This is a genomic window from Lentisalinibacter salinarum, from assembly GCF_040706555.1.
GTDB lineage: Bacteria > Pseudomonadota > Gammaproteobacteria > Steroidobacterales > Woeseiaceae > Lentisalinibacter > Lentisalinibacter salinarum.
The window spans coordinates 212,697-235,359 of the sequence record NZ_JAPDRH010000001.1 but is presented as its reverse complement, the minus strand read 5'-3'; the positions used below and the strand labels follow the sequence as shown (position 1 = coordinate 235,359).

The following is a 22,663-nucleotide window of genomic DNA, read 5'->3' as shown; positions in this document are numbered from 1 at the left end:
CCGCCCGTCAGCATATAGATCGTGGCCGGGAAGCCGTTTTTCAAGCGTCGGCCGGGAGTCCTGCTGACGCCCTGCGGAGGCTACAGTCCGAACGGATAGGTATCCGGCATGTCCTCCAGCTCGTCGGTGGCGAGCGGCGTGACGGCGCGGCTGCTGTCGAACCAGACGTACTCGTCGAACTGCCGCGGCAGCACCGCTTCGAAATAGTGGCTCATGCGTTCCGTTTCGGGACGATAGATCACACCGATCGCCCGCTCCAGGCGCGGCCGCGACAGCGCCTCGCGCAACTCGGTTTCCCCGTCGTCGGAGAGATCCAGCAGGAAGTGGCCGACGCCGGTGTCGTGCATCAGGCGCTCGTAGCTGTCGGCCAGCGACGGCCGCACGATCTTCACCTCCATTGGCCCGTCCCAGTCGGACGCGGCTGCGACGGTGCCGCCGTGGGTGCCGAAGCCAATGGTGTAGACACCCTCGCCGAAGGCCTCACGGCAGAGGCGGCCGATATTGGTCTCGCCGCGGGCGGACATCTCGGTGGCATCGGCGTCGCCGATGTGAGAGTTGTGCGCCCAGACCACGGCCTTCGCTTCGGGACCATGGTGCTCGAGCAGCAGCGACAGGGTGTCGAACATATGGGTGTCGCGCAGGTTCCAGGAACTGCGGGAGCCGTAGTACATGCTGCGGTAATAGCGCTCGGCGTTGGCCACCAGCCGGGCGTTCTGCATCGCGTCCAGGAAGCGCTCTCCGTCGGCGGCCACGTACTCCTCGCGCCGCTCCAGCAGATCGGTGAGCATGCGCACGACGTCCTCCTCGCAGCTGCGGTAGGAACCGGTGAGCGCGGCATGGCCGTAGGTGGCCGGATCGGTCTGCCAGGGGGTCAGGCAACCGTAGCGGCGGCGGGCCAGCGCGGCGGTATCCGGATCGACGTCGTCGAGATAGCGCAGCACGGCCCGGATGGAGGTGTAGAGGCTGTAGAGGTCCAGCCCGTAGAAGGCGAAGCGCTCCGGCCCGGGCAGGCCGCCGTTATGCCGGCGCAGCCACTCCACCAGTTCGCGCACCTCCTCGTTGCGCCACATCCAGGTGGGGAAGCGGGCGAAGGCGGTCCACTCCGACGGCGGATATTCCAGGTGGCGGATGTAGTGGTCTACCCGGGCGGCGTCCGGCCAGTCGCCCTCGATGGCCATGAAGTCGAAACCCTTGCGCTCGATCAGCTCCCGCGTGATGCGCGCGCGCATCCGGTAGAACTCGGACGTTCCGTGGCTCGCCTCGCCGAGCAAGACGATGCGCGCATCGCCGATGCGGGCCATGAGGCCGTCGAGGCCGGCGCCGTCGATGTCGTCGAAGGGCTCCGCCCGCTGCGCGATGCTGGCCTCCAGCGTGGCCGGCCGGCGGCCGGTCTGCGCTGCGGACTCGCCGCCGCCGGCGTCCCAGCCCTGCTCACCCACCAGCGGCACGAAGCGCACATCGGCCAGGTCTTCGGTGGCGAAGTCGGACTCCGAGACGCGGGTAACCCGGACCAGCTCCTGCGCATAAGGCCGCGGCCCGACCGGGATCACCAGGCGGCCGCCCACCTTCAGCTGGCTCTTCAGCGAGTCGGGCACCCCCGGCCCGGCGGCGGCCACCACAATGGCATCGAAGGGCGCGGCATCGGCCCAGCCGAGTGTGCCGTCGGCATGGAGCACGTGGACATTGTCGTAGCCGAGGTAAGCGAGGGCCTCGCGGGCGCGATCGGCCAGCGCTCCCACGCGCTCGATGGTGTACACCTCGCCGGCGATCTCGCCGAGGACCGCGGCAGCGTAGCCCGAGCCGGCGCCGATCTCCAGCACCTTCTCGCCGCCTTCCAGGGCGAGCGCCTCGATCATCATCGCCACGATGTAGGGCTGGGAGATGGTCTGGCCCTCCCCGATCGGCAGCGGATTATCGTCGTAGGCGAACTCCCTCAGATGCTCGGGCAGGAACGCCTCCCGGGGTACCCGTCGCATCGACTCCAGCACTGCAACGGACCGTACGCCCCGGCCCTCGATCTGGCGCGTGACCATCCGGTCCCTTTCCTCGCGCAGCTCGTCCGCGCGGGCGTGAGCGGCGGTATCCATACGCTCTCCTCCCGGCCGCCAGCGGCCGGTCTCCGTCCGTCTCCCTCCCAATCTACGCCCGCAGCCGGCCCTTTCAACACCGGGGTTTACCGAACTCAGGCGAGCAGGACCGAGGCATCCGTGCGCCGGAGCAGCTCGGCCAATGCGGCCGGCGCGGCCAGCGGGTGTTCCCGGGGGACGATCAGCACCCGCGCGTCCTCGGCGCCGAGCGCGGCCGCCACCTCCGCGGGCGTCGCCCGGGCGAGCGGCCGGAACCGGAATCCGGCCGGCGCCGGTGCCCCTGTCTCCGGCTCGGCCAGCACGACGGCCTCCAGCGCCTCCGCGGCCGCGATCCGCCCGGCCAGCGCCCGAGTCGCCGCCCCCCGCTCTCCCTCGGCAGGCAGCAGGACCACCCGACGGCCACTGGACCACTCCTCCTGCACGAACAGCACCATCCGCCCGGCGCTACCGACCAGTCGGTGCACGGGCAGCCCGTACCAGCTGCGCACTCCCGCCCGCCGATATGCCCGCGAGATCACCAGCGCGTCCAGCTGCTCCAGCCGGCGGCGCAGACCCTCGATACCCGGGCCGCGCAGGACCTCGAAGGAGTGCTGCACGCCGAGGCTGGCCGCGCCGCGCTCGAAGGACAGCCGCACGGCGCGCGAACGCACGGCCAGCTGCCGGGCCAGGCGCCCGCCGCCGATCGACCGGGTCTCACCCAGCGTCGTCACCTCCCGGGCGAGTCCGGAGCGTTGCAGTTCCGTGGCCTCCGTGTCCTCCACGAAGACACCGATCAGGGTGGCGGAGGGCCCGGCCAGGGACAGCGCAGACCGGAGCACACTCTCCAGCGGCGCGGCCGGATCCAGCGCGACGGCGATGCTGAGTCTTCGGTCACTCGGGGTCGCCATCGCCGTCGCCAATGCCGATGCCGGCCTTCCCGACGATGTCGAGCTGCCGCTGGACGAACCGGGCCCGGCCTTCGGAGAAACCGGACAGCGTCGCCTGGGCACGGCCGTTGACCGTCCCGGGCGGGTACTTGCCGTCACGGTCGGCGACGCCCGCGCGCTCGCCGGTCAGCAGCTCGACGGCCTCGTCCACTGTAGCCACCGCGTAGACGTGGAAGCGCCCGGCCTCCACGGCCTCGCGCACGTCACGCCTCAGCATCAGGTGCTTGCGGTTGTCGGCCGGAATGATGACGCCCTGATCGCCGGTCAGGCCGGCGTCACTGCAGACGTCGAAGAAACCCTCGACCTTTTCGTTGATGCCGCCGACCACCTGCACCCGGCCGTGCTGATTCACGGAGCCGGTGACCGCGATGCCCTGGCGCACCGGCACCTCGGCCAGCGCCGATACCAGGCTGCAGAACTCCGCCACAGAGGCACTATCGCCCTCCACCCCGCCGTAGGTCTGCTCGAATACCAGGCTGGCCGACAGGGACAGGGGCACCTCCCGCGAGTAGCGTGCGCCCAGCAGGGAGCCGAGGATGAGCACGCCCTTGCTGTGGATGGGCCCGCCGAGCTCCACCTCGCGCTGGATGTCGAGCAGGCTGCCATCGCCCACGCGCACGGTCGCCGTGATGCGGGTGGGATGGCCGAAGGCGTATTTGCCCAGCTGCAGCACCGACAGCCCGTTGACCTGCGCCACCGCCTCGCCGGTGACGTCCACCAGGATCGAGCGGCGGGCGATGGCCTCCCGGTGGCGCTCGCGTATGCGGTCGTGACGATGCTCGTACTCCGTCAGCGCCCGCTCGACGTCTTCCTCGTCCACGCGCCGGCGCCCGGCTTCCCGGGCCCAGTGACACGCCTCGGCCAGCAGGTCGCCGAGCGGACGGATGCGGGCCGACAGCTTGTCCGCGTGGCCGGCCAGCCGGGCGCTGTGCTCCACCACCCGGGCGACGGCGTCGCGGCTGAACGGCGCCAGCCCGTCCCGGCGCACCATCCCGGCGATCAGCGCGGCCAGTTCCTCGCTGTGCCCGCCGTCGCGGTCGATCACGTCGGAGAAGTCTGCCGCCACGCGGAATAGCTCGGAGAATTCCGGGTCGAACTCGCTCAACAGATAGTACAGCCAGCGCTCGCCGACCAGCACGATCTTCGCCGTCACCGGGATCGGCTCGGGCTCGATCGTCACGGTCGTCATCAGGCTCAGCATCTGCTGCAGGCTCTGGATCGTGACTTCGCGTCCGGACAGCGCGCGTTTCAGCGCCTGCCAGGCGAAAGGTTCGCGCAGCAGCCGGTCTGCGTCCATGACCAGGAAGCCGCCGCCGGCACGCTGCAGCGCGCCGCCGCGGATCATCCGGTGGTCGGTGACCAGCGAGCCGAACTCCGCGTAGTGATCGATGCGGCCCACCAGGTTGTGGTACACGGGGTGCTGCTCGTAGATCACCGGCGCGGCATCCAGCCCACCGTTATCCACGACCACATTGACCTCGTAGCGCTGCAGGAACTTCGGGCGCTGACGCCGGCCGGATTGCGGCATGAACGGCGGCGACGGTTCCGGGTTGATCAGGGCAGGCAGGTGTGCGAGCAGGTCCTGCTCCACACCCTCCAGGTAGGCGCTCACGTTCCCCAGCGCCCGGTAGCGCTCCTTCAGCTCCTCGAGGAAAGGCCCTACGGCGGAGACGCCCACCTGGCGGTCCAGCTGGCGCACGCGCTCGTTGTGCTCCCGCTGCCAGGCCGGCAGCTGGCGCAGGTGCGCGACCAGCCGCTCGCCGAACTCGGCGATCTTGCGGCGGATCTCCTCCTGCTCGTCCTCGGGCAGCTCGCCGAAGGCCTCCTCGTCGATGACCTTGCCGTCACGCACCGGCGCGAAGGCGAAACCGCCCGGCGTCTGCAGCAGCCGCAGGCCGTTGCGTTCGGCATCCTCCGCCATCTCCTCCAGGGCGTGGCGGTGGCGCTCCTCGAACTCCTCGTCGATCTCCGAGCGCAGATGGCGGTACTCGTCGCTCTCGAAGGCGGCCGGCACCGACGACCAGACGTCGTCGATCAGCTGCTTCATCCGCTCGCGCAGCCGGCGTCCCTCGCCGGCGGGGAGTTCCAGTGCCCGCGGCTTCTGCGGGTCGTCGAAGGCATGCACGTAGCACCAGTCGCTCGGTACTTCGCGCTGCGCGGCCGCCTCTTCCAGGAGCTGACGCATGGCACCGTGGCGGTCGCTGCCCGGCTCGCCCAGGGCATAGAGGTTGTAGCCGTCGCGGTCCACGGCGACGGCGAGGCGGGCGGCGCCGAGAGCTCGGCTCTGGCCCACCACCTGCTCGCGGACGGGCAGGTCGTCGGTGCTGGCGAAATCGCAGTCACGCAGGTCGGAGCGCACATGGAGGGCATCCGCGGAGATGCGGAATCGCTCTGTCCCTCTGGTGCCGTGACCGGCCATAACTGTCGGGCTCCTGCCTGCCGGACCAGTCTCGCCCAGCGTCTGCGACGGGGCCATAGCGGAAATTACGGGGGCGACCGGCGCGCCCATCGGCTAAGTTAGGCTGCGGCGGAAGCGGCTGCAGAGCGCGTATGGATTTCCTGCTGCTGATACTCGGTCTCGCGGGGCTGGTGCTGGGCACCGAGCTCACGGTCGGCGGTGCCCTGGCGATCGCGCGGCGTTACGGCCTGCCGGAGTTCATCGTGGGGCTGCTGGTGCTCTCCGTCGGCAGCGACCTGCCCGAGCTCGCCGTAGCCATCGACGCCGGCATCCGCAATCTGCTCTCGGGCGAGGCCGCTGGGGTGGTGGTCGGGAGCGCGGTTGGCAGCTCCGTGGCCCAGATCAGCTTCGTGCTGGGCACGGCGGGCGTGCTCACGTATCTGACCCTGCCGCGGCGCTACGTCTACCGCCACGGCGGCATGCTGCTGGGCGCGACGGCGCTGCTGGGCCTGTTCGCACTGGACGGGCTCGTCTCCCGGGTGGAGGGTGCCGCGCTGGTGGTGGTCTACGTCATGTACGTCGTCGCGCTGCTGGCGCGGGAGCAGGTCGGCGACAGTCTCGAGGAATTCGGCGCCGCCGGCAGCGGGGTGGCGGCGTGGATACGGCTTGCCGCGGGGCTCTTGGTCGTGGCTCTCGCCTCCGAGCTGACGGTGCGATCGGTAGTGGGTATCGCGGAAACATTCGGCCTGCAGGAGACGCTGATCTCGGCGCTGGTGATCGGCCTCGGCACCAGTCTCCCGGAACTCGCCATCTCGGTGAATGCGGTGCTGCGCAAGAGCGTCTCCCTGTCGGTGGGCAACATCGTGGGCAGCAATATCTTCGACACGCTGGTACCGATCGGCACGGCCGGACTCATCGCACCGCTGGCCTTCGACCGCGGCGTCCTGACGTTCGACCTGCCGTGGCTGTTCGGACTGACCGCTCTGGTGCTGGTGCTGTTCCTGGTCCGCCGACGCGGACTGCAGCGCCTGGATGGCGCCCTGCTGCTGGGTCTGTATGCGGGTTACGTGACCCTGAAGCTGACGGCCTGACGCGGGAGCCGTTGACTCGGCGACGCGAGTCAACGGCTCCCGGCACGGGTCACTCGTCGCCCATGACGCCGAAGATGTGCAGCAGGCTGGTGAAGAGATTGAAGATGGCCACGTACAGGGTGACAGTCGCCATCACGTAGTTGGTCTCGCCGCCGCGGATGATGTTGCTGGTCTCCCACAGGATCAGGCCGCCCATCAGCAGCACGAACAGCCCGGACACGGCCAGCGAGAGCGCGGGCATGTTTAAGAAGATGGCACCGAGCCCGGCACAGAAACCGGCGAGGATGCCCACCATCAGGAAGCTCCCCATGAAGCTGAAATCCCGCTGGGACTTCAGCGCGTAGCCCGACAGGCCGAGGAATGCGACCGCGGTGGTGCCGAGCGCCATGGCCACCACCTGGCCGCCGTTCGGGATGCTGAGATAGGCATTCAGGATCGGCCCGAGGGTGTAACCCATGAAGCCCGTGAGGGCGAATACCAGCAGCACGGAGAAATCGCGGTCACGGAATTTCGTGATCGCGAACAGCAGGCCGAAGTAGCCCACCAGCGTGATGATGAGTCCCGGGTGCGGCAGATTCAGCGCCATGGATACGCCGGCGGTCAGCGCGCTGAATGCGAGCGTCATCGCCAGCAGGGCGTACGTGTTTCGCAGCACGCGGTTGGTCGCGACAGTGCTCTCACGTGTCCTCGATATGGTGCTGACAGGTGTATTCATCGATGCTTCCTTTGCGGTTGCGATTGGACGTTCAGCGGACGGTATCACACCGTCACGCCACCAAACCAGACCGAAAAGACCAGAAATTGCTTTCGCGTTATTTCGGCCCTACCATAACCGTGTCCAGCACCGCGGACGACAGCGATGAACGACTCGCCCAGCCACTGGAATTTCTTCAGCAATTTCGCGCACATACTGGTATGCCTCGCCGAGGACCCCCACGCCAGGCTGCGTGACGTGGCCGAGCGGGTCGGCATCACGGAACGCTCGGCATCCCGACTCGTGAGCGAGCTGGACCGCGCCGGCATCCTCACCCGGGTGAAGGACGGCCGTCGGAACATGTACGTGATCGACACCGGCCAGCACCTGCGACATCCGCTGGAAGCCCACTGCACGGTCGGCGACATGCTCGCCTTCATCCTCAGCCCGGAGAAGGTTCGCGAACTCGACATGCAGCGGCGCAATCCGGAGCTGCTGGTGGACAACCAGCGCTGATCCCGCGCCCGCGGGCCGCCCAGACGCACCGCTGTCTGTCCCCGTGCGCGGCGCGGAACGACCGGCATCGCCGGGCCCGCTCGTGTACCCTCGACGAGGTCATTTTGCCCGGAGGGACCGCGTGCCAGAGCTGCCGAAAGCCGTCGACGCCGAACGCATCGAGTTCAGCGGCCGCGCCGGCGGCCTGAGCTACTACGTCGCCGGCGACGGCCCGCCGATGCTGCTGATCCACAGCATCAACGCGGCAGGCTCCGTCTACGAGGTGAAGCCGGTCTTCGAGAACTACCGGGGCACCCGGCGGGTGTACGCCCCGGACCTGCCCGGCTTCGGCTTCGCGGAGCGCTCCCGGCGTCATTACAACGCCAGGCTCTACACCGATGCGGTGCACGACATGCTGGAGCGCATCGCCACCGACTGCGGCGGCGCGCCGGTGCATACCCTCGCCCTGTCCCTCGCCTCGGAGTTCCTCGCCCGAGCCGCCACCGAGGCGCCGGATCGGTTCAGCACGCTGGCGCTGATCACGCCCACGGGCTTCACGGCCGATGCGGAGCGCCTGCGGCAGGCCGAGGGCAGCAACCGTGAGGTGCCGCTGCTGCACGCCGCGCTCACCGTGCCTCTCTGGCGCCGGGGCCTGTACAGCCTGCTGGTCCGCCCGAAGAGCATCCGCTACTTCCTGAAGCGCACCTGGGGGTCGGACGACTACGACGAGGGCCTGGCCGCCTACGACGATCTCACCACCCACCAGCCGGGCGCCGAGCACGCACCCTATGCGTTCCTGAGCGGGCGGCTGTTCAGCAAGGACATCCGCGACGTCTACGAACGCCTGCATCAGCCGGTATGGCTGGCCCACGGCACGAAGGGCGACTTCCAGGACTTCAGCGGTGCCGACTGGACGGCCGACCGCGACAACTGGACGGTGCATCCCTTCGACACCGGCGCACTGCCTCACTTCGAATGCCCGGCGGAGTTCTTCGCCGCCTGGTCCGGGTTCCTGGAACGACAACCGCGGCACGGCCGGTCCTGATCGCGCGGGGATAATCGGGGACCGTGACGGCCGGCTCTTGCGTGCCGGCCCGACCGGGCGCATGATCCGCGGCGTCCGTCTGGACTGGCGTCCCGGAGGCGCCGCACCATGTGGTTGTCAGTCGCACCGCCGACGGAGAGGGAATCCCCGCTCCGCAGCATCCTCAAGGCCGTCACCTACCGGATCACCGGCACCATCACCACCGCCCTCATCGCACTGGCGGTCACCGGCGAGCTTGCGGTGGCGCTTGCTGTCGGCACCGTGGAACCGGTCGTCAAACTGCTGATCTACTACCTGCACGAGCGGGCGTGGCAGCTCGTGCCGAGAGGCACGATACGGCGTACCCTGCACCGCGGCGTCGCCGACGACCTGCAGTAGCGGCTTCAGCCGCGACGCGCGCCCGTAGGAGGGGCTTTAGCCCCGATCCGCGCGTCCGATCGGGCCTGAATTGATCGGGCCTGAACTGATCGGGCCTGAAGGCCCTCCTACTCTTCCGTGCCGAACTGCAGTTCCGCCAGCCGGGCGTAGAGCGGATTCTTCTCCACCAGTTCCTCGTGATTGCCCACCGCGACGATGCGGCCGCGGTCCATCACCACGATGCGGTCGACGCGCTTCACCGTGGCCAGCCGGTGAGCGATCACCAGCGTCGTCCGGTTGCGCATCAGCTCCTCCAGCGCCTGCTGCACCAGGCGCTCGCTGGCCGCATCCAGCGAACTCGTGGCCTCGTCCAGCAGCAGCACCGGCGGGTCCTTCAGCATGGCCCGGGCGATGGCGATGCGCTGGCGCTGCCCGCCGGACAGCCTGAGGCCGCGTTCGCCGAGGAACGTGTCGTAGCCTTCCGGCAGCTCGCGGATGAACTCGTCGGCGGCCGCCGCCCGCGCCGCAGCCATCACGGCCTCGTCGTCGGCGCCGGAGCGGCCGTAGCGGATATTCTCCATGGCGCTCGCGCCGAACAGCACCGTCTCCTGGGGCACCAGGCCGATCTGGCCGCGCAACTCCCGCGGATCGACCCGGGCGATATCGACGCCGTCGAAGCGGATGCGCCCGGTCTGCGGATCGTAGAACCTGAGCAGCAGCTGGAAGCTCGTGCTCTTGCCGGCACCGGACGGCCCGACGATGGCCACGGTCTCGCCGGGCTCGATGGCCAGCGAGAATTGGGCGAGCGCCGGGGTCTCCGGCCGGGACGGGTAATGGAAGGTCACGTCCTCGAACGCGATGCGCCCGCTCGCCCGGCCGGGCAGATGCAGGGGATCGGCGGGCGGCGCGATGGCCGGCCGGGCCTCCAGCAGCTCGGACAGCCGTTCCATGGCGCCGGCGCCCCGCTGGATCTCGCCCCAGACCTCGCTCAGCGCCGCCGCCGACGAGCCGACGAAGGCCGCATACAACAGGAACTGCCCGAGTTCGCCGCCCGTCATCTGGCCGGCCACGACCGCCCGCGACCCGAGCCACAGCACGAAGGTGATGGCCCCGAACACCAGGATCACGCCCATGGCGGTGATGCCGGCGCGCGCTTTGGTGCGCCGTACCGCGGCGTCGAAGCTCTCGGTGACGGCGTCGCTGTAGCGCCGGCTCACCTGTTCCTCCAGCGAGAACGCCTGCACCGTCTGGATGGCGTTCAGCGTCTCCCCGGCCAGCCCGCTGGTGTCGGCCACCCGGTCCTGCGCGGTGCGCGACAGCCGGCGGATGCGCCTGCCCACCACGATCAGCGGCACGATCACGAGCGGGATCAGCAGCAGGATGTAGCCGGCGAGGCGGAAGCTCGTCAGCATCAGCATGATCAGCGCGCCGATCAGCGTCAGGCTCGTGCGCAGCGCGATGGAGAGGCTCACGCCGGAGATGCTCTGCACCAGCGTCGTGTCGGTGGTGAGACGCGACAGCACCTCGCCCGTGCGGGTCACCTCGAAGAACAGGGGATCCATGCGGATGACCCGGTCGTACACGGTGCTGCGGATGTCGGCGACCACCCGCTCGCCGAGCCAGGACACCAGATAGAAACGCAACGCCGCGAAACCCCCGAAGACGGCGGCCGCCGCCATGAACCAGCCGAAGTAGCGGTTGATGGTGCCCACGTCGCCGTCGCCGAAGCCCCGGTCGATGAGGTAGCGCAGCGCGACCGGCAGCGCCAACATCGCGGCCGCGGCCACCAGCAGGGCGAACAGGGCCGCAAACAGCGTGGGGGTATAGGGCCGGATGAAGGGCCACAGCGTGGCCAGCGGCCGCAGCGAACGGCCTCCGGGTCTTTCCTCGGGATCCATGCCGGCTATTGCCGCCCGATTGTCACCCGATGTCAATGGCGCCGCTCATACCATCCGCGCCGCGCCGACGCGCTATGATGCTCCGGCACCGCCGAGCTGCCCGCGCCCGCTGCAAGGAGACCGCCATGGAACCCGTCCGCTTCAAGCTATTCCACTTCCCCGCCACCCGCAGCGCCCGCGTTAAATGGGCCCTGCACGAAGTGCTGGACGACGACTTCGAGGTGATAACCGTCGATCTCTACCGGGGCGAGCAGTACCGGACGGCGTACCTCGAGCGCAACCCGCATCACAACGTGCCGGCGCTGGAGGTCACCTTCGCGGACGGGTCGGTCATGAACATGCTCGAGAGTGGCGCCATGGTGGCCTGGCTGGCCGACGCCTTCCCGGACAAGGGACTCGCGCCACCTCCGGACGCCCTGTCCCGCCAGCGCGCCGACTACCTGCAGATGCCCCATTTCGGCGCCTCGTCCATGGACATGATGCTCTGGCAGATCCGCATCCACGAACACGTCCTGGCGGACGACCAGCAGGACCCGCGGACGGCGCGGCGCTACCGCGACAAGTTCGAGGCCGAGGTGGAGCCGCAGCTCGCGGCGCGCCTCGAGCGCCACGGCTTCGTCTGCGGCGACGCGTTCACGGCGGCCGACTGCGTGGTGGGCCACAATGTCACCTGGGCCCGGGGCTACGGGCTGTGCCGGGACGAGATCTTCCGCGCCTATCTGTCGCGCCTGGCGCAGCGGCCGGCTTTCGGGAAGGCCTTCGCGGACGCCCGCGAGTTCGAGCCCCAGGTCCCGGCGCCCGTGCGCAACGCGGGCAAGTTCAACGGCTAGCGTTCGCGGTCAGCCTCGTCCCTGATCGAAGCCACGTTCTCCTCCCAGTTGCGGCCGTCGAAGGGCGTGATCTCGAGGAAGTCGAAGCCGCCGTCCAGGCAGCGGGCGTTGACGTCGTAGCTGCCCGGATGCGAGCGCGGCCGGCTGAACGGATGGATGCCGCAGACCCGGCAGAAGCGGTGCTCGGCGACGCCCGTGTTGAAGCGGTAGGTGGAGAGCGAGTCCTCGCCCTCGAGCAGACGGAAGTCCTGCGGCGCCACGATCAGGTTGAGGAAACCCTTCTTCGCGCAGATGGAGCAGTTGCAGGCGAGCGCCCGCGGCTCCCGTACGCGCACGCGGAAACGGACCCGGCCACAATGGCAGCCGCCCTCGAGCCACTGGCCGTTCTCCCCCGCCAAGCCGTCCTCCTTCAGTCCTCGAGCAGCGACTGCGCGTAACGGCGCACCTGCTCCCAGTCCGTGTACTCGTAGTCCCGGCTGGTATCGGTGTCCCCGCCCGCCTTGCGGGCGATACGCCGCATCATCCACCTGAGCGGCAGCGGGTACTTCGAATAGCTCAGCGCACCCGCGATCATCTCGACGTGCTCGAACGGCACGCGGAGCTGTGACTCGATCTTGTCGCGCGCATCGCCGAGCCATTCCTCCCGCAGCGCGGGGTCCTTCGCCGCCGCGCTGAGCAGCACCACGAACAGGGAACGCGCCTGGCGCCGCACCCCGTCCGCGTGGCCGTTGATGAAACCCACCAGTTCCTTCTCGAGTCCGCCGGCGTGCATGGACGCGCCGAATACCAGCCGGTCGAAGCGCGCGAGTTCGAGCGCATCCGCGGTCAGGGTATTTGCCGCGTCTATCACTGTCACCTCGGCCCCGGCGGCACGCAGTTGCCCCGCGATACGTTCGGCGACCTTGGCGGTCTGACCCTCACGGGTGGCGTAGAGTAAGAGGAAGCGCTTCATGACCCGCTATTCTTGCGCCGGCGGACGACTAATGCCAGCCGCAAGTCGGACCGGTAGTCACTTCCCCGGATGCAGCGCCTGCCCGCGACGATCCATATTGGAGGCGGGCTCGTAGCGCGAGGGACGCAACCATGGCGGCGGATGCCGGCGAATCCCGGTCCAGCCCGACGCTGTTCCTGTGCGGTGACGTGATGACCGGCCGCGGGATCGACCAGATCCAGGCCCGCTCCGTGCCGCCGGAGCTGCACGAACCCTGGGTCAGGAATGCCATGGACTACGTCCGCCTGGCCGAGCGGGAGAGCGGCCCGGTGCCCCAGCCGGTGGATCCCGCCTACGTCTGGGGGGAGGCGCTCCCGGTGTGGGCCGGAACGCCGCACGACCTCAGCTTCGTCAATCTCGAGACCGGCATCACCACCAGCAACGACTTCTGGCCGTCCAAGGGCATCCATTACCGCATGCATCCGGACAACGTCGCCTGCCTGCGGGCGGCGGGCATCGACGGCTGCACGCTGGCGAACAATCACGTCATGGACCTCGGCTACCGGGGGCTGGAGGAAACCCTGACCACCCTGGAGGGGGCCGGCATCGCCGTGACGGGCGCCGGCAGGGACGCGGCCGCGGCCGCCAAACCGGCTGTGTTCCCGCTGGCGGACGGCTCCCGGGTGGTCGTGCACGGGTTTGCCCTCGGCTCGGGCGGCGTGCCGGAGGACTGGGCGGCCGGCCGGGCCCGGGCGGGCGTCAACCGGCTGCCGGATCTCGCGCCGCAGACCGCCGACGCCGTAGCCGACGCGATGCTTGCCGGCCGGCGCGCGGGCGACGTCACGGTGGCGTCGATCCACTGGGGCGGGAACTGGGGCTACGAGATCAGCCGGGACGAACGGCATTTCGCCCGCCGGCTGGTCGACAGCGGGGCCGCAGACGTCATCCACGGCCATTCGTCCCATCACCCGAAGGGTATGGAGCGTCACCGGGGCAAACTGATCCTCTACGGCTGTGGCGACTTCCTCAACGACTACGAGGGCATCGGCGGCCACGAGGCGTTCCGCCCCTGGCTGTCGCTGATGTACTTCGTCACCGTCGACCCCGGCAGCGGCCGCGCGACGGCGTTGACCATGGTGCCACTGGCGATCCGGCGGCTGCGCCTCGTGACGGCCCGACCGGAAGACGCGGAATGGCTCGCGCGCCGGCTGGAGAAGGCCGCCCCTGGCGAGGCCGCGCGGATCCGCGTGCAGGCCGGCTGCCTCGTCCCGGACTGGTCGGGCGTCGCAGCGCCTTAGGTATATCTTCTGATTCAAGGCCCGCCGAGGGCCGGCCTAGCATGGAACGGCATGGCGCCGGCGAGAGACCGCGCCGCCGGTGCCGCCGCGGCGCACAGCGGAGGTGGCGATCGGTATGGAGAACCGGAGAGCGAGAGCCGAATCGGCGATCCGGGCGGGTGACGCCACGCTCGCCGGCTGGCTGGAGATACCGGAGGACGCCGCCGGGGTGGTGGTGTTCGCCCACGGCAGCGGCAGCAGCCGCTACAGCCGGCGCAATAACGCCGTCGCAGAGTACCTGCGCTCGGCCGGACTCGGCACCCTGCTGTTCGATCTGCTGACCGCGGGGGAAGGACGGGTCGACGAGGTCACCCGGGAATTCCGCTTCGATATCGAATTGCTGGCGCGTCGCCTCGGCGGCGCGCTGGACTGGCTGGCAGAGCAGTCCGCGGCCGCCGCCCTGCCGGCGGGCCTGTTCGGCTCCAGCACCGGCGCTGCGGCCGCACTGATCGCCGCGGCGCGCAAGCCCGACCGGGTGGCTGCCGTGGTCTCCCGGGGCGGACGCGCCGACCTCGCCGGGGACGAGCTGCCGCGGGTACAGGCGCCCACGCTGCTCATCGTCGGCGGCGCCGACCCGCAGGTCCTCGAACTGAACCGCCGCGCCCGGGAGCGGATGCGCTGCCCGGCCGAGATCGCGATCGTCGAGGGCGCGACCCACCTGTTCGAGGAGCCCGGCGCCCTGGAGGAGGTACAACGCCTCGCGCGGGACTGGTTCGTCGAGCGCCTCGCGCAGACGCAGGACTGAGACGGAGGCCGCGGCGATGACCCGCCATTACTTCCAGACACGCCTCGCCGAGCACATCTGGCGCTCGAAGTACCGCTACCATCCGCCCGGCGGTCATGCCGAGAAGACCATCGGCGACACGTGGCGGCGGGTGGCGACGGCCGTGGCGGCGCCGGAGAACGCCGATCGCGATGCCCGCGCCCGCGAGTTCGAGGCGCTGTTGGACGACTTCCGCTTCCTGCCGGCCGGACGCATCCTGGCCGGCGCCGGCACCGCCTGGCACCGCACGTTGTTCAACTGCTTCGTGATGGGCGTCATCGAGGATTCGCTGGACAGCATCTTCGAGCACGTGAAGGAGGGCGCCATCACCATGCAATGGGGCGGCGGCGTGGGCTACGACTTCTCCACGCTGCGGCCGGCCGGTCACCGCACCGACCACGTCGGCGGTATCGCGTCCGGCCCGGTGTCCTTCATGCGGGTCTGGGACGCCATGTGCGCCACCGTGCTGTCCACCGGCGCGCGCCGCGGCGCGATGATGGGGACGCTGCGCTGCGACCACCCCGACATCCTCGCCTTCGTGGATGCCAAGCGCGAGGCGGGGGTGCTCACCAACTTCAACGTCTCGGTGCAGGTGCCGGACGAGTTCATGCTGGCAGTGGCGCACGACGACGCCTGGCCGCTGTGCTTCCCCGGAGAGGGCGGCGAGGAATCCGTGCAGCGGGTCTGGACGGGCGGGACCGATCCGGTGCCCTGCCGCGTGCAGGGTCGGATCGCCGCCCGGGAACTGTGGCGCCACATCATGAACGCCGCGTGGGAGTCGGCCGAGCCGGGCGTGCTGTTCACCGACGCGGTCAACCGGGAGAACAACCTCCACTACCGGGAACGGATCACCGCCACCAATCCGTGCGGCGAGATACCGCTGTCGCCCTACGGCGCCTGCAACCTGGGATCGCTGAACCTGACGCGCTTCGTACGGGACGCATTCGGCCGCGATGCCGCCCTGGACGTGGACGCGCTGCGCGACGTCGTGCCGGTAGCCGTGCGCTTCCTGGATAACGTGATCGACGCGTCCCGTTTCCCGCTGGCCGCCCAGCAGGAGCAGGCCCGCACGACCCGCCGTGTGGGGCTGGGCGTCACGGGCCTCGGCGATGCGCTCGCGATGCTGGGCATCGCCTACGACAGCGACGCCGGCCGCGACCGGGCCCGCGAGTGGCTCACGGTCATCCGCGATGCTGCCTACCGGGCCTCGGTGGAGCTGGCGCGGGAGAAGGGCGTCTTCCCCTGCTACGAGCGCGAACCGTACCTGGACGGTCCCTACATCCAGCGCCTGCCCGCGGACATCCGCGACGCGATCGCCGGGCACGGCATCCGCAACAGTCATCTCTTGGCCATCGCGCCCACGGGCACCATCAGCCTGCTGGCCGGCAACGTCTCCAGCGGCATCGAGCCCATCTTCGCGCTCGAGGGGCACCGGCAGGTGCTCGACGAGTCGGGCGACTACCGCAATTTCGACGTGACCGACTATGCCTACGCCCACTGGCGCGAGCATCACGGCCGGCCGCAGTCCGTGCCGGAATCGTTCCGCTGCTCCAGGGACATCGCGCCGCGGGAACACCTGGCCATGCAGGCAGCCCTGCAGGAGGTGGTGGACAACGCCATCTCCAAGACCATCAACGTGCCGGAGGATTGCTCCCGCGCGGACTTCGAGGAGGTCTACACCCGCGCCTGGCAGCTGGGCCTGAAGGGTTGCACGGTGTTCCGGCCAAACCCGGTGCGCGGCGCCGTGCTCAGCACGGAAGCGGGCAGGCCGCCCGACCGGGTGCTCTGCTGCGATATCGAGCGGGAGGCGGACTAGGAGTCGACAGGGGCAACATAGCCGAAGTTCGCCAGGTCGTCCCGATAGTAGTCCGCCACCATCCCCGCGAGTTCGTCGTCGTAATAGCGCAGCCATTCGCGGCGCTCCGGCACGCGGCGGCGCTCCAGCGGCGCCGGCTCGAGACCGAGACGGCCGCAGAGGGCTTCCCAGGACGACTGCAACGTCTCGAACCGCCCGATGAAGTCCGTGGCCAGGGCGCCCTCGGTGTCCATCAGGAAATCGGACTGGGGCAGCGTGAGGCGCCGACGCCGGAAACGCTCCGTCGCGAGTTCGCGCTTCATGCGTGGCGTCGCCTCGGCCGGGGACGGCACTTCCCCCTCTTCCAGCGACAGGAAAGTGTCGACGAAGCGCTCGAACGGGTCACGGACGAACGCGCACTTGAGATACGCGTTCCACAGCTCGTCAGGAAGCCGGGGCCGGATGTCGCGCACCGACAGGTGTCCGTGCTCCTCCGCCGCGAGGTCGGGTACCGGCAACCGATACTCGGCGAACAGGTTCTGCTGCTGCCAGTCCATGGCATCGAGATGCATGGTGAGGGCCTGGCGCAGCGCCCGCGTGGCGACTCTCGGCACGGCGATGAAGATGAAGCGGTGCCGGTGAGAGATGATCAACCGGGCCGATCCTGGTCAATGTCCTGGTCGATCCCGTAGCTGCGCCGCACGTCGGGCCCCAGCGCTGCCTTCAGCGGATCGAGCCAGGGGTCGTAGTGGCGCCACTGCTCGAGGCCGCTGCGGTAGATGGGCTGGCGGACCTGCTCCGAACTCGGCGTGCGCACGCTGCGCTCGGTCTTGTGGAACTCCAGGCAGGCCTCCTCGAAGGGCAGCCCACAGAAATCCAGGATGCGCCGCACCTGGGTCTCCAGGTCTTCCACCACGTCCTCGTGGTGCACGCGCAGCACGAGGCCGGGCAGCACGGCATCCCAGTGGTCCATCAGCCGCACATAGTCGCGGTAGTAGCGGCCGATCTCCTCCAGCCCATAGGTGAAGTCCTGGCCTTCGCCGAACAGCTGCTTGAAGCCGCTGAAGCAGCAGGCCATCGGGTGGCGCCTGGCGTCGATCACCTTCGCATTCGGCAGGATCAGGCGGATGAGGCCGATATGCATGAAGTTGTTCGGCATCTTGTCCGTGAAGAACGGCGCGTCGCCCCGGTAGACCCGGGTGTCCTCGATGAACTTCTCCCCGAAGCGGCGGAAATAGTCGTCGTCGAGTTCGGTGAGTATGCGCGGGTAGCGACCCTCGTCGACGGCGGTGCGGCCGCGCAGCCGCTGCGCCAGCGCCAGGATGTCGTGGAGTTCCATCGTCCCGTCCACCATGGAATGGGACGCGAGGATCTGCTCCAGCAGCGTGGAGCCGGCCCGGGGCAGCCCGACGATGAATATCGGGTCGGGCTTGCCGCAGCCCACGTCCGCTCGTTGCTCGAAGAGAGACCGCGTGCACACGTCGATCTGGGCCTGGATCATGGCCTCGGTCTTGTCCGCGTCGTAGCCGGAGCGTTCCTTCTTGAGCGCATTGCCACGCCGGTAGTAGCCGAAGGACTCCTCGTACTCCGCCCGGTCCTCCAGGGCCTTGCCGAGGGCGAAACAGAGGTGGATGCGGTCGTCGGCCGCAATGCCCGGCTCCGCCTCGCGGCGACGCATCTCCTCGATCTCCTCTTCGGCGAACCGGTAGGTCTTCGTGTTGGCGAGGCTCCAGTAGGCATCGCCGTAGTCCGGGCGCAGCCGTGTCGCTTCCCGATACGCGCCGATGGCATCGTCCAGCCGGCCGATGGCCTTGAAGGCATGACCCATCATCACGTGGATGCCCGCCTTGTTCGTGGTCTTGCCGATGCACTCCCGGTATAGCTCGAGGCCCTCCTCGAAGCGGCCCAGCCCGGTCAGTGCGCTGGCCGAGGCGAGCTTGAAGACCGGGTTGTCCGGCTCCCGCTCCAGCAGCGTTAGCGCCTGCTCCCGGGCCTGGCGGAACTTGCCCTTGCGGTTCAACACCCTGAGATAGTCGACGCGGACACGCGTATTCTCCGGCTCGAGTTCCACCGCGGTCTCCAGCAGGAACTCGGCGTCGTCGAGCACCTTCAGGCGTACGCCGATGTCGGCCAGCAGGCGCATGGCCTCGACGTGCTGCTTGTGCTCCTGCAGGAACCGGCGGCAGAGCTGCTCCGCCTTGTACAGCTTGCCCTCGTGGATGAGGTCGATCACCGCGAGCAGCTCCCGCGGCAGCGACGCCAGGTATTCGATCTGGTTCTGCGCATGCCGGGCTCTCTGCTCCCGGCCCGCGTTGCGGTACAGGTTGACCAGGGCCTTCCAGCTCCCGGTCAGACCCGGATTCAGCTCGGTGGCCTGCGCGAATGCGGCCGCCGCCTCCGCCGGGCGGTTCATGGCGAGCCAGGTGTAGCCCTTCTCCTGCCAGGCCCGGCCGTACTCCGGGCGCAGGGCCAGCAGTTCGTCCGCCGCCTGCAGCGCGGCTTCGTAGTTCTTCGCGTAGCGCCGGGCGACGGCCAGAGTGTAGCGAGCCTCGGCTTCCAGCAAGGGCGCCGGCGATTCGCCGAGCACGTCGAGCATGGCGGCCTCGGCCTCCTCGAAGCGCGCCGCCTGGATGAGCTGCCGGGCGCCGGCGAGCGCACGCTCGTGTGCCGTTCGTTCGCCTTTTGCCGCTGCTTCACTCACGATCCGATACCGACCTGCGCCCGTCACGCCGGGCCCGCCGCCCCGCCGATCTCTCTTCTAAACCCTGAACGAAAAGAGGGCAAGCCCGCAATGCGGGCCTGCCCTCCTTCGGACTCGCCTGATGCTTCAGAGGAAGTCGTAGGACAGGCGGATGCCGTAGGTCCGCGGCCGGTTCGTCACCACGTGCGGCGTGAACTGCTGGGTGTCGATGTACACCTGCGCATTCTCGTCGAACACGTTGTCGATGAAGAACTCGGCCGTCCAGGTGTCCTTCTCCACGCCGAACGCCAGGTTGGCGATGGTGTAGGACTCCTGAACGTAGCGGCCGCCGGGGATGCCGGTCTGGTCGAGCAGCTCGGTGCCGGGTGCGGCGCCGACGAAGGCATCCGCCTCCCGCTCGATCTCCAGGCCGGAGCCCGAGACCTGATACACACGCTGCATGGTGTCTTCGACCACGTAGGCGTCCATCTTCAGGCCGACCTTGCTTTCGCCGGTGTAGGCGACGCCGCCGGTCACGTAGCCGCGCAGGTTCTCGACCTCGCCGATGGCCGGCATGTCGAAGCCGTAGCGGGCCCGGACGTTGCCGGAGAACTCGGGCGAGAACGGCAGCTCGCTGCCCACCGGGGCAGCGATGCCCTGCAGCTCTTCGTTCAGACGGGTGATCTCGGTGTCGAGCACGCTGAAGGCGCCGGCGATGGTGAGATTCGCCGTCGGCTGCCAGATGAAGTCGCCGTCGATACCCGTGATCTCGGCGTCACCCACGTTGTCCGCGAACCACAGAAAGCTGATGTTCGTGGGATCGAAACGCGAGGTCTGCAGGTCCGTGATCTCCGAGTAGAACGCGGTCGCATTCAGGCGCAGCGTATCGTCGAAGAAGTCACCCTTGAAGCCGAGCTCGTAGTTCTGCAGATCGTCCGTCTGGGAGTAGACCGGGATGCGGAAACCCTCGAACGTGGGGTTACCCGACCTTGCGGCACCGCCGCCGACCCGGTTCGTCACCGGCGGGCGGAAGCCCTCGGCGTAGTTACCGAACAGCAGGATACGGTCGGTCACGCGCCAATCCAGCGAGAAGCGCAGGATCACGTCGTCCTGGGTCAGTACGCCGTCGCTGTCGAGGTCACTCACGTCGAGCTGACCACTCTGGATGGCCGCGAACACGTCGATGGTGCCGTCGCCGTCGCCGTCGGTGAAGCCGGCGTCGGCCAGCGCCTGTTCGGTGCCGATGCCGAGCGCCCGCAGCCGCTCGGTCACATTGACCGTGGTCGTGGCGCCCTTGTACTCGTCGTTGATCTCATACCAGCGTGCGCCGAAGGCGGCCGTCAGCCGGTCGGTGATGTCGAACTCGGCCTGACCGAACACGGCGATCTGATCCGTCGTGCGCGTCACGTCGTTGACGAAGCTGACCTCGCCGGGTATGTCTTGGCCGCCGTAGCGGGTGCCCTCCACCTGCGGGATGCTGCGGGCGGCGCCCACGTTCTCGAAATAGGGGCTGTCCGTGGAGGCGATCTTGAACCAGCCGGTGCTGGCCAGTTCCTGGTCGTCGTAGAACACGCCCGCGGTCAGGCGCCAGCGATTGGCGTCCGGCGTGTTGACGCGGAACTCGTGGGTCATCCGCGTGTTCTCGGTGTCTTCCTTGTAGAACTTCTGCGGATTGAAGCACTCGTCGTAGTAGGTGCCGGTCGTGTCCGAGAAGTCCGAGCATACGTAGTAGGCCGAGAACAGGCCGCCGTTCGTGTAGAACGTGTAGTCGACGGTGGAATTCACCTGCCGGTCCAGATAGCCGCCGGTGTAGACGACATCCAGCATGGCCAGCCGTCCGTTCAGGGTCCAGGTGGTGAGCCCGAAGTCGTCCTCGTTCGCGTCCGGCGCGAAGCGGTTGACCGAGCTCTCGCCGTCGAGGTTGGGGTCGTAGGCCCAGACGCCCTCGGTGTCGAGCGTCTGCTGGGTGTGCTGCACCAGCAGGTCCCAGCGGTCGTTGATCAGCCAGGACAGGCCGAAGCGGCCGCCGGTGTAGGTGGCGTCGTTGAAGTCACCCTCGACGAGCTGATCGTTACGCGGGATCGGGATCTCCTGATTCTCGGGATCCGGCAGCGGGCCGCCCGAGATGCGGTCGATGACGACGGTGCTGCCGTTCCAGCCGCCGTTGTCCGGATCGTTGAGGATGTGGTCGATCCAGCCGCCCTGGTTGTCGTTGTAGGCAGCCAGCCGAAACGCCAGCGTATCCGAGATGGGCAGATTGAAATACGCCTCGACGGAGTTGCTCATCTCGCCGCCGGTCGTGTTCGAGATGCTGGTATCGAACCCGGCCTGGAATGACGAATGATCCGGCTTGTTCGTGATCAGCCGCACCGTGCCCGCCTGGGAACTCGCGCCGAACAGGGTGCCCTGCGGCCCCGGCAGGACCTCCACGCGGGCGAGGTCGGTGGCGTAGACGTCGAGGTTGCGGCCCTGCAGGGCCACGGGCTGCTCGTCGAGATAGAGTGCGACGGAGGGCTGCAGACCCTGGACCGACGACAGCGTGAGGATGGTCTGCGAAGTCGCGGCGCCGCGGATGTAGATCTCCTGCTGGCCCGGACCGGTGCCCTGGCTGGTCACATTGGGCAGGTACAGCGCGTAATCCTGGAAGCTGCTGATGCGCAGCTCCTCGAGGTTGTCACCCTGTAGAGCCGAGACCGCGACGGGGACGTCCTGCATGGACTCCTGCCGCTTCGTCGCCGTAACGACGATCTCCTCGATGGCCCTTTTCTTCGGGGCCGCGGGAGCTTCCTGCGCCTGGACTGCCGTGACTGCCGTCGAGCCGGCGCCAGCCGCAAGGGCCGATACGACGGCCGCGCGAATCTTCGTATTCCGTCTCATAACCTCTTCCTGTTTGTCGCTTCGATTTCGTTGTGGCCATAGCCGGAGCCGGCCATGACGTTCTGTTTCTTGGTTCTGCTTCGTCCGCTGCGGCTTTGCGCCGGCAGTTTGCGGATATCCGCAGCGCCCGGAGGACGCCACCCGTGCCGGGTGCCGACTCGAATCTCCCTCAGACGCTTCACGGATCGGGCGGTGCGGCAGGACAGCGCCGCACCGCGTCAACAGCAATGCTGTGTCCGATAAGCAACTAGTGTGCCTAGACTGGTGCTGCATTGCAAAGTCGCTCGAAATAAATTGTTGCTTTTATGCCAATCGCTCCACTTATGTCGTCTCGATATCCGTTTATTTTATTATTTTGATCAGATAGTTAGGACGCGCGCCCGGACTCTGATCCGAACGCCGGTCTAAAGACAGTCAATAGGCTTTGCGTTGCGCTGATGTAACCAACGGGCCGCCCCG

The 22,663-nt window shown here is 68.6% G+C and carries 18 protein-coding genes; 8 read left to right on the top strand and 10 right to left on the bottom strand.

Annotated elements, in window-relative coordinates:
• Positions 1-80: 80 nt before the first annotated feature.
• From ACJMKZ_RS00945 to ACJMKZ_RS00935, 3 genes are all read right to left on the bottom strand, one after another.
• Positions 81-2,087, bottom strand: coding sequence for a protein-L-isoaspartate(D-aspartate) O-methyltransferase (locus tag ACJMKZ_RS00945; RefSeq protein ID WP_405231308.1), 2,007 nt, complete (start codon positions 2,085-2,087; stop codon positions 81-83).
• A gap of 95 nt (positions 2,088-2,182) precedes the next feature.
• On the bottom strand, positions 2,183-2,974 hold the full coding sequence (locus tag ACJMKZ_RS00940; RefSeq protein ID WP_405231307.1) for a hypothetical protein: 792 nt from the start codon (positions 2,972-2,974) through the stop codon (positions 2,183-2,185).
• Positions 2,958-5,372, bottom strand: a complete 2,415-nt coding sequence (locus ACJMKZ_RS00935; protein ID WP_405231305.1) for a Lon protease family protein — start codon at positions 5,370-5,372, stop codon at positions 2,958-2,960. Before ACJMKZ_RS00935 ends, ACJMKZ_RS00940 begins: the two co-directional genes overlap by 17 nt.
• A gap of 191 nt (positions 5,373-5,563) precedes the next feature.
• On the opposite strand from ACJMKZ_RS00935, the gene ACJMKZ_RS00930 reads away from it, so the two are divergent.
• Positions 5,564-6,502 carry a sodium:calcium antiporter gene (locus ACJMKZ_RS00930; RefSeq protein WP_405231303.1) on the top strand — a complete coding sequence of 313 codons (939 nt, stop codon included), beginning with the start codon at positions 5,564-5,566 and terminating at the stop codon, positions 6,500-6,502.
• Positions 6,503-6,551: 49 nt separating this feature from the next.
• On the opposite strand, the gene ACJMKZ_RS00925 is transcribed toward ACJMKZ_RS00930, so the two are convergent.
• On the bottom strand, positions 6,552-7,217 hold the full coding sequence (locus tag ACJMKZ_RS00925) for a Bax inhibitor-1/YccA family protein (RefSeq protein WP_405231302.1): 666 nt from the start codon (positions 7,215-7,217) through the stop codon (positions 6,552-6,554).
• Between the two features lie 144 nt (positions 7,218-7,361).
• Between ACJMKZ_RS00925 and ACJMKZ_RS00920 the strand changes: the two genes are divergently transcribed.
• The 3 genes from ACJMKZ_RS00920 to ACJMKZ_RS00910 all read left to right on the top strand — a co-directional run bounded on the left by ACJMKZ_RS00920 (position 7,362) and on the right by ACJMKZ_RS00910 (position 9,114).
• Positions 7,362-7,712 carry a helix-turn-helix transcriptional regulator gene (locus ACJMKZ_RS00920; RefSeq protein ID WP_405231300.1) on the top strand — a complete coding sequence of 117 codons (351 nt, stop codon included), beginning with the start codon at positions 7,362-7,364 and terminating at the stop codon, positions 7,710-7,712.
• Positions 7,713-7,833: 121 nt separating this feature from the next.
• Positions 7,834-8,736, top strand: coding sequence for an alpha/beta fold hydrolase (locus ACJMKZ_RS00915; protein ID WP_405231298.1), 903 nt, complete (start codon positions 7,834-7,836; stop codon positions 8,734-8,736).
• 108 nt (positions 8,737-8,844) lie between these two features.
• Positions 8,845-9,114, top strand: a complete 270-nt coding sequence (locus tag ACJMKZ_RS00910; protein ID WP_405231297.1) for a DUF2061 domain-containing protein — start codon at positions 8,845-8,847, stop codon at positions 9,112-9,114.
• 107 nt (positions 9,115-9,221) lie between these two features.
• Here ACJMKZ_RS00910 and ACJMKZ_RS00905 read toward each other — a convergent pair whose 3' ends face one another.
• Positions 9,222-10,991: an ABC transporter transmembrane domain-containing protein gene (locus ACJMKZ_RS00905; RefSeq protein ID WP_405231295.1), complete on the bottom strand. Its 1,770-nt coding sequence runs from the start codon at positions 10,989-10,991 to the stop codon at positions 9,222-9,224.
• A gap of 125 nt (positions 10,992-11,116) precedes the next feature.
• Between ACJMKZ_RS00905 and ACJMKZ_RS00900 the strand changes: the two genes are divergently transcribed.
• A complete protein-coding gene (locus ACJMKZ_RS00900; RefSeq protein ID WP_405231293.1) occupies positions 11,117-11,821 on the top strand; it encodes a glutathione S-transferase family protein in 705 nt (234 codons plus the stop codon).
• Here ACJMKZ_RS00900 and ACJMKZ_RS00895 read toward each other — a convergent pair.
• Together ACJMKZ_RS00895 and ACJMKZ_RS00890 are read right to left on the bottom strand one after the other, a co-directional pair.
• Positions 11,818-12,219, bottom strand: coding sequence for a GFA family protein (locus tag ACJMKZ_RS00895; protein WP_405231291.1), 402 nt, complete (start codon positions 12,217-12,219; stop codon positions 11,818-11,820). The genes ACJMKZ_RS00900 and ACJMKZ_RS00895 overlap by 4 nt on opposite strands.
• Positions 12,220-12,230: 11 nt before the next feature.
• Positions 12,231-12,773: a flavodoxin domain-containing protein gene (locus tag ACJMKZ_RS00890; protein ID WP_405231289.1), complete on the bottom strand. Its 543-nt coding sequence runs from the start codon at positions 12,771-12,773 to the stop codon at positions 12,231-12,233.
• A gap of 131 nt (positions 12,774-12,904) precedes the next feature.
• Here ACJMKZ_RS00890 and ACJMKZ_RS00885 point away from each other — a divergent pair, with 131 nt between their 5' ends.
• The 3 genes from ACJMKZ_RS00885 (at position 12,905) to ACJMKZ_RS00875 (ending at position 16,668) form a co-directional block, all read left to right on the top strand.
• A complete protein-coding gene (locus ACJMKZ_RS00885; protein ID WP_405231287.1) occupies positions 12,905-14,050 on the top strand; it encodes a CapA family protein in 1,146 nt (381 codons plus the stop codon).
• A gap of 115 nt (positions 14,051-14,165) precedes the next feature.
• Positions 14,166-14,834, top strand: a complete 669-nt coding sequence (locus ACJMKZ_RS00880) for a dienelactone hydrolase family protein (RefSeq protein WP_405231285.1) — start codon at positions 14,166-14,168, stop codon at positions 14,832-14,834.
• 16 nt (positions 14,835-14,850) lie between these two features.
• Positions 14,851-16,668, top strand: a complete 1,818-nt coding sequence (locus tag ACJMKZ_RS00875) for an adenosylcobalamin-dependent ribonucleoside-diphosphate reductase (protein WP_405231283.1) — start codon at positions 14,851-14,853, stop codon at positions 16,666-16,668.
• On the opposite strand, the gene ACJMKZ_RS00870 is transcribed toward ACJMKZ_RS00875, so the two are convergent.
• The 3 genes from ACJMKZ_RS00870 to ACJMKZ_RS00860 form a co-directional block, all read right to left on the bottom strand.
• Complete coding sequence (locus ACJMKZ_RS00870) at positions 16,665-17,300, bottom strand: sulfotransferase family 2 domain-containing protein (RefSeq protein WP_405231282.1); 636 nt, start codon at positions 17,298-17,300, stop codon at positions 16,665-16,667. The two genes, ACJMKZ_RS00875 and ACJMKZ_RS00870, sit on opposite strands and share 4 nt — an antisense overlap.
• Complete coding sequence (locus ACJMKZ_RS00865) at positions 17,297-19,348, bottom strand: tetratricopeptide repeat-containing sulfotransferase family protein (RefSeq protein ID WP_405231281.1); 2,052 nt, start codon at positions 19,346-19,348, stop codon at positions 17,297-17,299. The genes ACJMKZ_RS00870 and ACJMKZ_RS00865 overlap by 4 nt, the downstream gene beginning before the upstream one ends.
• Before the next feature lie 126 nt (positions 19,349-19,474).
• Entirely contained in the window at positions 19,475-22,204 is a 2,730-nt protein-coding gene (locus ACJMKZ_RS00860) for a TonB-dependent receptor (RefSeq protein WP_405231279.1), read from the bottom strand.
• Between the last annotated feature and the right edge of the window lie 459 nt (positions 22,205-22,663).